The sequence below is a fragment of the Sneathiella marina genome (assembly GCF_023746535.1).
GTDB lineage: Bacteria > Pseudomonadota > Alphaproteobacteria > Sneathiellales > Sneathiellaceae > Sneathiella > Sneathiella marina.
Window position 1 is genome coordinate 2,197,964 of record NZ_CP098747.1, and the last position, 13,533, is coordinate 2,211,496.

The 13,533-nt window shown below is 46.6% G+C and carries 10 protein-coding genes; all 10 read right to left on the reverse strand.

Going from position 1 to position 13,533, the window contains the following annotated elements:
* Window positions 1-10 precede the first annotated feature (10 nt).
* Complete coding sequence (gene bamA / locus NBZ79_RS10475) at window positions 11-2,287, reverse strand: outer membrane protein assembly factor BamA (RefSeq protein ID WP_251932369.1); 2,277 nt, start codon at window positions 2,285-2,287, stop codon at window positions 11-13.
* A gap of 69 nt (window positions 2,288-2,356) precedes the next feature.
* Window positions 2,357-3,508 carry an RIP metalloprotease RseP gene (rseP, locus tag NBZ79_RS10480; protein ID WP_251932370.1) on the reverse strand — a complete coding sequence of 384 codons (1,152 nt, stop codon included), beginning with the start codon at window positions 3,506-3,508 and terminating at the stop codon, window positions 2,357-2,359.
* A 28-nt stretch (window positions 3,509-3,536) separates the two neighbouring features.
* Window positions 3,537-4,742 (reverse strand): 1-deoxy-D-xylulose-5-phosphate reductoisomerase, encoded by a 1,206-nt coding sequence (dxr, locus tag NBZ79_RS10485; protein ID WP_251932371.1) that lies wholly within the window; start codon window positions 4,740-4,742, stop codon window positions 3,537-3,539.
* A 1-nt stretch (window position 4,743) separates the two neighbouring features.
* On the reverse strand, window positions 4,744-5,556 hold the full coding sequence (locus tag NBZ79_RS10490; protein ID WP_251932373.1) for a phosphatidate cytidylyltransferase: 813 nt from the start codon (window positions 5,554-5,556) through the stop codon (window positions 4,744-4,746).
* Window positions 5,556-6,287 (reverse strand): isoprenyl transferase, encoded by a 732-nt coding sequence (locus tag NBZ79_RS10495; RefSeq protein ID WP_251932374.1) that lies wholly within the window; start codon window positions 6,285-6,287, stop codon window positions 5,556-5,558. The genes NBZ79_RS10490 and NBZ79_RS10495 overlap by 1 nt, the downstream gene beginning before the upstream one ends.
* A 3-nt stretch (window positions 6,288-6,290) precedes the next feature.
* Window positions 6,291-6,848, reverse strand: a complete 558-nt coding sequence (gene frr / locus NBZ79_RS10500) for a ribosome recycling factor (RefSeq protein WP_251932376.1) — start codon at window positions 6,846-6,848, stop codon at window positions 6,291-6,293.
* A 71-nt stretch (window positions 6,849-6,919) separates the two neighbouring features.
* Entirely contained in the window at window positions 6,920-7,636 is a 717-nt protein-coding gene (gene pyrH, locus NBZ79_RS10505) for a UMP kinase (RefSeq protein WP_251932377.1), read from the reverse strand.
* A 176-nt stretch (window positions 7,637-7,812) separates the two neighbouring features.
* Window positions 7,813-8,736 (reverse strand): translation elongation factor Ts, encoded by a 924-nt coding sequence (gene tsf, locus NBZ79_RS10510; protein ID WP_251932378.1) that lies wholly within the window; start codon window positions 8,734-8,736, stop codon window positions 7,813-7,815.
* A 77-nt stretch (window positions 8,737-8,813) separates the two neighbouring features.
* A complete protein-coding gene (gene rpsB / locus NBZ79_RS10515) occupies window positions 8,814-9,662 on the reverse strand; it encodes a 30S ribosomal protein S2 (RefSeq protein ID WP_338056112.1) in 849 nt (282 codons plus the stop codon).
* Between the two features lie 192 nt (window positions 9,663-9,854).
* Window positions 9,855-13,259 carry a DNA polymerase III subunit alpha gene (gene dnaE, locus NBZ79_RS10520; RefSeq protein ID WP_251932379.1) on the reverse strand — a complete coding sequence of 1,135 codons (3,405 nt, stop codon included), beginning with the start codon at window positions 13,257-13,259 and terminating at the stop codon, window positions 9,855-9,857.
* Window positions 13,260-13,533 lie beyond the last annotated feature (274 nt).

Consider the following 13,533-nt stretch of genomic DNA (forward strand, 5'->3'; position numbering starts at 1 on the left):
TTTTGATCTCCTAAAACCGAGTTCCAAAATCAAGTGCGAAAATTTCGTCTTTATCATACTCTTCTTTCAGGAATGGATAGGCAATATTAATTTGAATCGGACCGAAAGGTGATACCCAGTTCAGGCCAAAGCCGGCCGAAGCGCGGATGCTCCCACTGTCCGCAATTCCTGGGTCATTATCATCGATTCCGGTTAACGTTCCCACATCAACAAAAGTTCTACCTAAAACACCATATTCCTGTGGGAGACCGAGCGGAAAGCGAAGCTCTGCTGACCCGATGACATATATATTTCCTCCGAGGGCATCACTACTTGCTAAATCACGAGGTCCAATACCGCGGTTTTCAAACCCTCTAAAATTTCGTCCACCGGCGTTAAATCGCTGCAAAATTATAACGTCTTCACCCAAGCCTACAATGTGGCCACCACTCACCCCAGTGCTAAATACGACATCATTTTCATAGACCGGGAAAAATCGTATGTAACTTGCCGTTGTCTCGAGTGAACGTACATCCCCACCGAGTCCAGAAAGCCTATTGCCGAATACCCACTTGCTACCAGTCGTTGGAAACAATGTATCATCCAAATCACTTATTGTTATATCATACCCGATGGAGGAGATAAGATATTCACCTTCTGATTTTCGAATTACAGTCGATGCTCCGCCGGTCAAATTATCAATTTTCTCATTTACCAGGCTGTAACTGATATTACCTCGAATATTTTCTTTTATTGGAAAACCTGTGCGCAGGATGAGTCCAAGCCTTTCAAGATCATAGCCACTTTCATCCTGTAGATCTCGCTTAGTACTGAATATATCGAATCCCGCGCTTAAATCACGATCAAGAAAATAGGGTTCTGTAAACCCAAGGTCAATTTGTTGACTGGAGGCGCCGAACGAAATACCCAGTCGCAAATCCTGACCTTTACCTAGCAAGTTTCGCTCGCGAATTTGCAAATCAGCAGAGACGGAATCCGTGGTCGAGAAACCCGCACCAACACTAAGCTCACCTGTCGATTTTTCCTGAACATCTACATTAATGATGGTCTTGTCTGGCGCGGACCCTTCTTCTTGCGAAACTTCCGCTTTTTCAAAGAAATTCAAGCCTCGAATGCGCGAACGCGACTTTTGCAACAAAGCTGTGTTAAAGGCATCCCCTTCCGCCAGTTCAAACTCCCGACGAATAACATAGTCAAGAGTACGTACATTGCCTGTGATGTTTATTTTTTCGACGTAAACACGCGGGCTTTTTCGAATTTCATACACAAGTCCAATTGTTAGCGCTTCTCGATTGCGCGAAACCTGTGGACGTACATTTACAAAGGCATAACCAAGTTTTCCGAGTTCAAAACTGAGTTTCTGGACACTGGTTTCAATTTTGTCGGCATTGTAAGACTCGCCTTCAATGGTTGTGACAAACTCCATCAAAATTTCCGGCTGTATGTCCTTGATTTCAGATTTGATTTCAATTTTGCCAAAATCATATCTAGGGCCCTCTTCAACCGCGAAAGTAATGAAGAATCCATCCCGATCAGGAGTAAGTTCGGCAATAGCAGAAACAACTCTAAAATCTGCATATCCTTTCGACAGATAATATTTCCGGAGCAACTCCCTATCAAAAGTCAAGCGATCAGGGTCATACGTATCGGAATCTGAAAGAAAATTATACCAGCGTGTTTCTTCCGTCGAAATCTGACTTAGAAGTTTGCTATCGCTATAAATCTTGTTACCCAGGAACCGTATTTTCTTAATGCCCGTCTGTTCCCCTTCATTTATCTCAAAAACCAAATCAACGCGATTTTCCGGAAGTAAAATCACTTTTGGCTCAACTGTCGCTGCAAATCGACCGCTCCGACGATATACCGTGATAAGTCGCTGAACATCATTTTGGACGCGCGCGCGGGTATATACTATACGTGGCCTAAGCTGGATTTCCGCAGAAAGCACATCGTCTTCAAGACTTCGGTTTCCCTCGAACGCCAGACGATTAATAATGGGGTTTTCAACAACATCCACAATCAATACCGAGCCTTCTTGCCGAATGGAGACATCAGCAAACAAGCCAGTATTAAACAGAGACTTTAAGGACTTATCCACACGCCCCCGGTCATAAGGGTTTCCTTCTGTCACTAAAAGATAGGACTTCACGGTGCTGTCTTCTATTCGCTGGTTACCATTTATACGAATTTCAGAGATGATAGAAGACGATTGAGCGTGCGTCACTTTTCCCGTTGTTGCTGCAACCGTCAACGTCGTCAACGCAAACAGCGCAATTAATAAGATCACACGCAAATTCTTAACCCCGGAGAGGAAACTCTAGACTAATTTTGCATATGTTTTATCAGACCTTTGCCTCTAGGAAAACAGGCCGGTGAAAAAATCTTTTACCCAAGGTTTGTTAATATCATTCCAGGTCGCAAAAACCATCAGCATTAGCACGAGTGACAAGCCAATCCTGAAGCTATAATCCATGGCTTTCGGATTCATTGGCTTCCCTACAATCGCTTCATAAATGTAGAAAACCAAATGACCACCATCCAACATGGGAATCGGGAACAAATTAATCAGCCCAAGGCTGATGGAAACAAAAATCATGAAGTTAAAAAGAGATAGCGCTTTATCTGTAATGTCTTCACCACGTTTTGCGGCATCGCCAGACATTTTGAGAATGCCCAATGGTCCACTAAGTTCAGCAACGTCCCGTGTCCCGCTAATCATCTGACCGACACCCTTGAATGTCGCCGTCGTAATAAACAAGGTTTGATCAACCGCACTGACAAGCGCACTTATTGGACCATGCCTTACAAATTCGCGTCCCGTGGATTTAATTCCAAGCTGTCCGATTTTCTGAACATTTCCATCTGCATCTGTCTGCAACACAATTTTAGGCGTAATCGGGATCGGAATAATTGTGCCGTCACGATCAATCTTCATCTGTAGTGGTTCATCCAATCCAATGACAACCGTGCGTCGAAGCTGTTCGAAGCTGTCAATTTCGACTCCATCAACAGAAATTACTCTATCACCGGGCTCCATACCTGCTGCTGCTGCTGCGCTATCTGGTACGATTTCGCCGGCAACGGGCGGCGTTTGGGCCTGACCTAAAGCCATAAAGAGAATTGCAAGAGCGGCGATAGCGAAAAGAAAATTCGCGGCAGGTCCGGCGATTACAACAGCGGCCCTTTGATAGAGTGGCTTATGGTGAAAACTTACATTCTTTTCTTCTTCAGAAATTTCTTCAACATCAGATGCGGCGTTGCTTGCAACACCCGCATCACCATGAAATTTGACATACCCACCAAACGGGATGTAGCCAACCTTCCAGCGACATCCATTTTTATCAACTCTGCCAAATATTTCAGGGCCAAAACCGATCGAAAATTCGTCTACTTTGACGCCGCAAATGCGCGCAATTTTATAATGGCCATATTCATGAACGAAAACGAGAACTGTTATCACGACAACAAAGGCCGGAATATAAATCCAATTATCAATGATGAAATTCATAATGCTTTACCGTGTATCCGTTCGTTTATTACGCAAATTGTTTGACAATCGAGCGCGCCAGTGCCCTGCCTGATCGATCAGCGTCAATTATTTCTTCAATGGAATTAAGCTCAATAATCTTACTTTGTTGCAAAGTTTCTTCGACCACGGAACAAATATCCAAAAACCCAAGTTTTCCCTCAAGAAACCCCTCTACTGCTAACTCGTTAGCTGCATTTAGTATCGTTGGTGCAGATTTTCCAGTTTTCAACGCATTTCTTGCCAGATTCAATGCTGGAAATCTTATTGGATCTGGATTAAGAAAAGTTAAAGACCCTATTTTTGCGAGATCTAGCCGATCTGCTGTGAATGGATGGCGGTCCGGCCAACCTAAAGTGTAAGAGATTGGTGTCTTCATATCGGGTGAGCCCATTTGAGACAAAACGGATCCATCTTTATATTCTACCATGCTATGGATAATTGATTGAGGGTGCACCAATATGTCAATCTGATCTGGCGGAATGGGAAATAAATGGGCAGCCTCTATGAGCTCAAGACCTTTGTTCATCATCGTAGCGCTATCAATTGAAATTTTCGCTCCCATATCCCAATTTGGATGTGCCAGAGCCTGTTCCCGGGAAACAAGCCTCATCTCTTCATAATCGAGATCGAGAAAAGGACCGCCAGAAGCAGTCAAAATTAGCCGACTGACATTATTGAGTTGATTAAAATCAAGAACCTGGAATATCGCGTTATGTTCACTATCTACAGGTAGGAGTGTCGCTCCATATTTTCTAACATTATCCAGAACAAGCGCACCACCGCAAACCAATGATTCCTTATTTGCAAGCGCGATAATGGCTCCTGTTTGAATAGCAGCTAAGGTCGGCGCCAGCCCTGCGGCACCAACGATGGCGGCCATTACCCAGTCCACTTCTCTGGACCCAGCCAAAGTTAGTGCATCTTGTCCCGCCGCAATTTCAATCTCAGTGTCGTCCAGCAGATCTTTCAATTGCCCATAGTAAGCTTCGTTAGCAACGACTGCTAATTTTGCTCCCACTGCTCTTGCTTGCTCTGCTAGTAAGGAAACGTTTTCATTCGCGGTAAGTACTTCCACCTGAAATTCTTCAATAGAATCCGATATTAATTCAAGTGTGTTAATCCCTACGGACCCTGTCGAGCCAAATATACTTACACGCCGAGGCCCATTTTTTGGCTTTCGAGAGAATTCCTTGGCACTCATACTTGAGATCATTTTAATTTCCACTCGTAAGAAGCAACAATATCATCAGGCCAGGCGCAACGAACAAAACACCATCCAGCCGATCGAGAACGCCGCCATGGCCTGGAATTAAGTTGCTCGCATCCTTTATCCCAAATTTCCTTTTCCACGCTGACTCGGAAAAATCTCCGGCTTGGGCAAGAATAGCGGAAGCGCCTCCAAGTAATAATATTCCAAATGGGGCAATTTCGGCATTAATCAAGAAATACACCATTCCGTAGGCCGTTATCATGGCCGCTATCATTCCGCCGAAGAGGCCCGCCCAAGTTTTATTAGGGCTGATCGAAGGCGCGATTTTCGGACCACCAATGGTTTTTCCAGAAAAGTAGGCTCCAATATCAGTTGCCCAAATAACAAAAAACAATGTCATTGCAAGCGCAAAGCCCACATCTGGTTCATTACGTATGATTAGAAGTGACGCCACCGGCAGGCCAATACAAAAAGGGCCTAAAGAGAGCCATATCAGATCTGCACCTTGTTTGAATACTGACCCCATAAGCGCCATTACAGCCGCACCGCAAATAAGTGCCGTAATCGCTTGAGATAAAGCGGAATAGTAGGAGAACCAGAGTGACACCAACACCGTTATGACCATTACAATAGTAAAAAGAACCTGCCGTGCTGATATTGATGCCATGCACCACTCATAGCTCATGGCAATCGACGCCAATCCTAGAAAAACAGCAAAATATAATCCACCAAAGTAAAGAGCGCCAATTGCAATTGGCGCCAGAACACACGCAGACATCACCCGCAGCTGCAATGAAGAATATCTGCTATCGGGCACTACAGCGCCCCGAAACGACGACAGCGGCCTGCATATTCGGCGACAGCGTCTTCAAGATCACTTCGCGTAAAATCCGGCCATAGCACATCGAGGAATATCAACTCAGTATAAGCACTCTGCCACAATAAAAAGTTACTCAGTCTTTTCTCACCGCTTGTCCGAATGAGCAAATCTGGATCAGGAGTATCAGCTGTATCCAGATTTTGATGGATCAGATCTTCCGTAACGTCGGCAGGCTTCAACTCGCCCGCCTCCACTCTTTCAGAAATTTTCCGAACAGCGGCGGCTATCTCAGACTGGCTGCCGTAACTCAGAGCGATTGTTAGGACAAGCTCTGTATTCAACTTGCTATCTTCCACAACCTGGTTAGCAAGTTGTTGAATATCTTCGGGTAATTTTTGAATATTACCGATAAATTTTACACGAATACCGGTTTCCAGCAGCGTCTTTAATTCTTTTTTGAAAAAATACCGAAACAGCCCCATCAAATGGCTTATTTCTTCGGGAGGCCTGCTCCAGTTCTCTGAAGAGAATGCAAATAGAGTAAGGTATTGTATCCCGAGATCCTTGCAGCCTTTCAGGGCTTCACGAACAGCTTCCGCACCTTTTTCGTGGCCTTTTAACCGACCAAGTGCTCTTTTTTTCGCCCATCGCCCATTGCCATCCATGATAATGGCAACGTGAGTCGGAACCTTGGGGTCGGCTATTTGTTGGGTGGTTGCGGCGTCCATTTATCAGACCTGCATAATTTCCGCTTGTTTTTCGCTGAGCAGGCTATCTGCAGAGGCGACATAGTCGTCAGTTAGTTTTTGGATTTCGTCTTCGGATTTTTTAAGTTCGTCCTTAGAAACTTCCCCATCTTTTTCCGCTTTTTTCGCATCATCCATGCCGTGACGACGAACGTTTCTAATAGCAATTTTTGCGTTTTCCGAGTAAGTACCGGCAACTTTAGCCAAATCCGCACGCCTTTCTTCGGTGAGTTCGGGAATGGGGACACGCACCGTTGTACCATCCACTACCGGGTTCAAGCCAAGCCCTGCATTTCGAATGCCTTTTTCAGCGGCTTTTACGTTCGATTTATCCCAAACCTGAACCGATAACGAGCGAGGTTCTGGGGCACTAACAGTAGCAATTTGAATAATTGGCATTTGCGCGCCATAGCTTTCGACCATCACGGAATCAAGCAAGCTCACATGGGCGCGGCCCGTTCGCAGGCCTGCAAATTCATGCTTTAACGCGTCTAACGCACCTTGCATGCGTTTTTCCAAATCTTTCATATTTGCAGCGGCCATATTTTTTCTCCCTCACTATTGAAGAACAATCTTCAATAAAACGCTTCTTCGTCTGGCAGACTTTATACCCTTTAGATCACTTCAGTGAAACAACCTTCTTTTTTCAAGACCCGCGCAAAAGATCCCTCTTCCTGAATGGAAAAAACCAGAATAGGAATAGCATTTTCCCGGGCGAGCGAAATTGCAGCGGCGTCCATTACCTTAAGATCCTGCGCGAGAACTTCAAGATGAGAAAGTGTCTCATACCTTTTCGCATCTTCATGTTTTTGCGGGTCTTTGTCATATACACCATCAACATTTGTCCCCTTTAGCAATGCATTGCATTTCATCTCGGCCGCGCGAAGTGCCGCCGCAGTGTCCGTTGTGAAATAAGGGTTTCCCGTACCAGCTGCAAAGATAACAACACGTCCTTTTTCGAGGTGCCGTTCTGCCCGTCTACGGATGTAAGGTTCGCAGACAGCGGACATAGGAATAGCTGAAAGTACCCGGCTATCCATGCCTTGCTGTTCAATAGCATTTTGCAGCGCAAGAGCATTCATTACCGTCGCCATCATTCCCATGTAGTCGGCACTTGAGCGATCCATACCTTGTGCTGTACCGGACACACCGCGAAAGATATTACCACCCCCGACTACGACACAAACCTCCACACCCATATCATGGGCTTCTTTTATATCTGCAGCAATCCGTGTAACTGTCTCTACATCAATCCCGTATTGCTGATTTCCTAAAAGCGCTTCTCCTGAACATTTTAGCAAAACCCGGCGATACTGAGGTGTGTTCGACATTTTATTCCCCAAAGAATACTGTTGGTAATCTGGCGTCGGAATGACAGCATACAGAAAAAGTAGAATTTTAAAAGGCGAACGATTTTATCTTCAAAATTCGGTCGCACTCATTCATTTAGACATAAAAATATGGCGGCCTCGTGGTCGGGGCCGCCATATCAATACTGCTTTCGGTTTTAGCTGACTGCTGCGGCCACTTCTGCTGCAAAATCAGTTTCTTCCTTCTCAATGCCTTCGCCCACAGAGTAGCGAACCATTCCGGCAACTTCGATCGGGCTACCAATTTCCTTGGCGACAAGATCAATTGCTGCTTTCACAGAATTTTCGCCATCAACGACAAAAGTCTGTTCCAGAAGAACAACGTCTTTGTAGAATTTGCTCAAACGGCCTTCAACCATTTTGCCGATAATTTCTTCCGGCTTTCCTGATTCCCGTGCCTGTTGAGATAGCACAGCCCGCTCACGCTCAACAGCTGCCGGGTCAAGGTCATTAACACTGATTGACTGCGGGCTTGTTGCCGCTACATGCATGGCTATCTGTTTTCCCAGCACCGCAAGAGCTGCCGAATCGCCAGCACTTTCCAGGGCCACCAAAATACCGATTTTCCCTAATCCGTCCGCAACTGAATTGTGCACATAAGACGCCACAATACCGCTTTCGACAGAAAGCCTTTCTGCACGGCGCAGATTCATGTTTTCGCCAATTGTTGAGATGGCAGATGTCAGTTTTTCTTCAACAGTGTTTGAAGATCCTGGGTAATTCGCAGCTTTAATCGCATCGATGTCGCTTCCGGTATCAGCAGCTACTTGTGCAATATTCGTAACAAGGCTCTGAAAGTCCTCATTCCGGCCAACAAAGTCTGTTTCTGCATTCACTTCAACTACAGCGCCTGATGCTCCGCTGGAGACAACCGCGACAAGCCCTTCAGCCGCGACGCGGCCAGATTTCTTGGCAGCCGTTGCCAGACCTTTGGTCCGTAGCCAATCAATGGCAGCATCAACATCGCCGTCTGTTTCAGTCAGTGCTTTTTTACAATCCATCATGCCCGCACCTGACTTGATGCGGAGTTCTTTCACTAGTCCAGCTGTAATAGCAGCCATAACTCAGTCCTCACGTAATAAGAATGTGATAAAGGCAATTGCCCCGATCCCATGACGGGTCCGGAGCAACAGATTATTTAGGAAGCTTTTGCGTCCGTTTCAACGGCTTCCGTTTCCTCGGCTGCCGCGACAACAACTTCTTCCGCTGCCACTTCTTCAGTTGCAGCTTCTTCCGCCGGAATTTCTTCTTCCATGATCGGTGTCTCAGCAGCGCCAAGATCTTCACCTTGATCAGCCATTTCGACAGAAATTCCATCGATTACAGCTTGCTTAAACAGATCGCAGTACAAGTTGATCGCCCGCAAAGCGTCGTCATTTCCCGGGATCGGGTACGTAATGCCATCAGGATTTGAATTGCTATCCAGAATGCCAATTACCGGTATACCGAGTTTGTTTGCTTCCTGAACCGCGAGCTCTTCCTTATTGGTATCGATCACGACGATAACATTCGGCAAGCCGCCCATTTCCTTAATACCACCCAACGCGCGTTCAAGTTTGTCGCGCTGACGTGTCATCCTCAGGATTTCTTTTTTGGTCAACCCACTGGCGTCGCCAGAGAGCTGCTCTTCCAGCTTCCGAAGCTGTTTGATTGAGTTTGAAACAGTTTTCCAGTTGGTCAACATGCCGCCGAGCCAGCGGTGATTGACATAGAACTGGGCGCATTGTTTTGCGCTGTCTGCAACAATTTCTGATGCCTGGCGTTTCGTACCAACAAACAACACACGGCCGCCGCCAGCAACCGTATCACGAACGACTTTAAGCGCCTGATACAACAAGGGGACTGTTTGCTGCAAATCGAGAATGTGGATTTTATTACGAGACCCGAAAATATAGGGACCCATTTTCGGATTCCAGCGACGGGATTGGTGACCAAAATGTACACCAGCTTCCAAAAGCTGACGCATAGTAAAAGTAGGCAGAGCCATTCTGCTATCTCCTTTTCCGGTTGAGCCTCCGTGAGTAGTGGTCCTGAGCATCATTGCCCGAACACCGGATGGGAATTATCAACACAATAATACCCGAACCCACGTGCGAATTTAACAGAATGGTGATTACGCTTCTAAAACAGGGATTGCAAGCGAAAACGTACGGAAATTAGAGCAATTCAGAAAATTTCCCTAAATATCATGAACATCAATGACTCCCGGCACAAATTTCAATGCCTGCCTCACCTCGGGAGAAATATTAAAGTGACTGGAAAGATCGATTTCAATCTCCCGTGCTTCAGCCTCAATATTTAGCACTATGGCCACGCGTCCTCGTCCCTTGCCCCCTTCATTTAAAACTGAAGCAAGCTGTTCAATGGGTTTATCGTCATCCACGAAAATCCGAACACCATCTGTTATATTGGCGGCCATCGTTTCAAGCCGCTGGATACCCTGAACTGTAAGTCTCGGTTGTTCGTTATCAAGGTTACCTGTCACATTCAGAACCAGAGACTGCCCAACAACCAAAAGTTCACGGCTTCTTTCCAGCGTTTCAGCAAACATTGTTACTTCATAAGCTCCGCTGCTGTCGGATAATTGAACAAAAGCGAGAGGTTTGCCCTTGCGGGTTCGTAATTCTCGTTTTCCCATTACTGTGCCAGCGAGCTTAGCCGCACTTTCCGAAACGCCCAAACTTGCAACATATGCCGCAGAATTTCGTACACCTACTTTATCCAATGTCTTCGCCCAGGCATCCAGGGGGTGACCGGATAAGTAAAAGCCAACCGCATCGAACTCCTGCTTTAACTGTTCCATGGTGGTCCAGCGTGACACAATTGGGAGTAACGGTGTCGCCACAACGCTTTCAGTCTCGCCGCCAAATAAATTAACTTGGCCGGAATCTCGTTCCTGTTCCGCTTGCTGTGCTTGCCGAAGCAGCATTTCTATTGACGCAAATACCTGTGCCCGATCACCGGACAGTGCATCAAACGCCCCTGCCCGGCATAAGTTTTCTGCCTGTCGTTTATTCATATGTCTCGGGTTAAGACGGTTCGAAAAATCGAACAGATCTTTGTACTGCCCGTTTTTCTGACGATCACTAATAATACCCGCCATGGCTTCACGGCCAACATTCTTGACAGCCGCCAAAGCGTAACGCACTGCGCCGACGTCGCCTTCAAACTCCACAGAAAATTCAACCTCAGAGTTATTCAGGCAAGGGGGATGCACCGGGATCTTCATGCGATCCAGATCTTGCCGGAATATATTCAGTTTGTCGGTATTGTTTAAATCCAGACTCATGGACGCCGCCATGAATTCCACCGGATAATTCGCCTTCAAATATGCAGTGTGATAAGAGACAAGTGCATAGGCCGCTGCGTGGGATTTATTGAAACCATAATTGGCAAATTTCGCCACGAGATCAAAGATATGACTGGCATCCTTCGTCGTCACACCCTTTTCTTTCGCGCCTTTGGCAAAAATAGAACGTTGCTCATCCATTTCGGATTGGATTTTCTTACCCATGGCCCGGCGCAGCAAATCTGCATCGCCAAGACTATATCCTGCCAGGGTCCTGGCAATTTCCATCACCTGTTCCTGATAGATGATGACACCATAAGTTTCTTCCAATACGGATTTGAGCTGCGGATGTAAGTAATCCGGCTTTTCTTCCCCATGTTTCCGGCGGATATAAGTTGGAATGTTCTCCATCGGTCCCGGACGATAGAGTGCGACGATCGCAATGATATCCTCGAAAGCGTCAGGGCGCATTTTACGCAGCATGTCGCGCATGCCCGAACTTTCAAGCTGGAAAACGCCGATTGTATTTCCGGTTGAAAGTAGATCAAAGGTTGCCGGGTCATCCAGCGGGACTTTGGCATAATCAATTTCAATACCCCGCTTGGCCAGCAAATCCTTCGCCCTATCCAGGACGGTCAGTGTCTTCAGGCCCAGGAAGTCAAACTTAACCAATCCGGCCGCTTCTGCGTATTTCATGGAAAACTGTGTCACCGGCATATCGGAACGCGGATCCCGATAAAGCGGTACCAGCTCATCCAGTTCCCGATCCCCAATGACCACGCCCGCCGCATGCGTGGAGGCATGCCGGTACAAGCCTTCCAGCTGCAAAGCAATTTCGATCAAGCGGGCAACTTCCGGATCTCCAGCACGCTCTTCACGCAGGCGGGGTTCCGTATCCAATGCTTCTTGCAATGTGACAGGGTTTGCAGGATTGGCAGGAATCATCTTACTAATCCTGTCAACCTGGCCATAGGGCATCTGCAGGACACGCCCAACATCCCGGATAGCGGCTTTCGCCTGCAACTTTCCGAATGTGATAATTTGAGCCACTTGCTGGTGACCGTATTTATCCTGAACATAACGGATAACTTTTTCCCGCTTGTCCTGACAGAAATCGATATCAAAATCCGGCATGGACACCCGTTCAGGGTTTAGAAACCGTTCAAACAGCAATCCAAATCTTAAAGGGTCAAGATCAGTGATGGTAAGTGCCCATGCGACAACAGAGCCAGCACCCGAACCACGCCCCGGCCCAACCGGGACATTATGTTCCTTAGACCATTGGATAAAGTCCGAAACAATAAGGAAATATCCCGGAAACCCCATCTCATTGATGACACCAATTTCGTAATTCAAACGATCAAAATATTCCGTACTCTTCTCGGCCCTTTCATCTTCCGACATTTCGGCTGTAAAAACTTCGTTTTCCATCCGAATGTGCAATCCCTTATTGGCAAGGGCCTCCAGCTCCGCTGCCTCATCGCGTCCATCCGCAGACGAAAAAGTCGGCAGAATGGGATCATGCCTTTTCGACGCAACGGCACATCTTTGTGCAATAACAATTGTGTTATAAACAGCTTCAGGTAAATCCTCGAACAAGGACGCCATATCAGCCTGTGACTTAAAGAAATGTTCAGGTGTTCTTTTGATACGATCTGAATCACCGACATATTTTCCGTCAGCAATACATATCAATGCATCATGGGCGCTGTACATTTCCTTATTTGGGAAAAACACCTCGTTTGTTGCAACTAACGGGATATCCATTTCGTAGGCCAATTTCAGAAAACCCGGCTCCGTCTTCCGCTCAACGGCTAAACCGTGGCGTTGAATTTCAACGTATAAGCGGTTATCGAAGATGTCCTGTAAGTTGCCAACATATTTCTCGGCATCTTCGATTTGATCGTTTGCCAGAAGCCGCCCAATTGGGCCTTCAGCACCGCCTGTAAGACAGATGACGCCTTCTGCATGCCTGGTTAATACTGAAATGTCGACTTGTGCTGTATCGCCCGCATCAGTTTTCAAAAAAGCATGAGACGTTAATTTCAGAAGATTATGATAACCCGTTTCGTTTTGCGCCAACAAAACAACCGGATCCGGTTCTGGTCTACGACCAGATCTATCTGCCGCATCCTTTCGGGTAAGAGCGATTTGGCATCCAAGAATGGGCTGAACACCCCCCGCTTGCATTGCCAGTGAAAACTCCAATGCCCCAAACATATTGTTGGTGTCCGTTATTGCAGCGGCGGGCATATTGTTCGTTTTGCACAGCTTAACAATATCTTTTACCGGCACAGCCCCTTCCGAGAGAGAATACGCGGAATGCAATCGCAAATGAACAAAATTGTGAGGAGCATTGGGTGCAGACCCAGTTTGAGGCACGGGCAAATTCTCCAGTAGTGATTTCAGCCGTCCCACTATTGCACACCCTTCACCAAAGGTCAGGGCCTCACATGCGCCTTACCTCAAAATCTTGTGGATAACTTCCTGCCATGGAATTTTGCATCGCCGTATTTCAGCTCGTAAAACTCGAAACGATTTCCGCCCAAAAAAACATCGTGCCTAGAGC

Excerpts from the sequence above, each read along its gene's own strand:
- rseP (WP_251932370.1), bottom strand. The coding sequence starts at position 3,508 with ATGAATTTCATCATTGATAATTGGATTTATATTCCGGCCTTTGTTGTC.
- dxr (WP_251932371.1), bottom strand. The coding sequence starts at position 4,742 with ATGATCTCAAGTATGAGTGCCAAGGAATTCTCTCGAAAGCCAAAAAAT.
- NBZ79_RS10495 (WP_251932374.1), bottom strand. The coding sequence starts at position 6,287 with ATGGACGCCGCAACCACCCAACAAATAGCCGACCCCAAGGTTCCGACT.
- frr (WP_251932376.1), bottom strand. The coding sequence starts at position 6,848 with ATGGCCGCTGCAAATATGAAAGATTTGGAAAAACGCATGCAAGGTGCG.
- pyrH (WP_251932377.1), bottom strand. The coding sequence starts at position 7,636 with ATGTCGAACACACCTCAGTATCGCCGGGTTTTGCTAAAATGTTCAGGA.
- tsf (WP_251932378.1), bottom strand. The coding sequence starts at position 8,736 with ATGGCTGCTATTACAGCTGGACTAGTGAAAGAACTCCGCATCAAGTCA.
- rpsB (WP_338056112.1), bottom strand. The coding sequence starts at position 9,662 with ATGGCTCTGCCTACTTTTACTATGCGTCAGCTTTTGGAAGCTGGTGTA.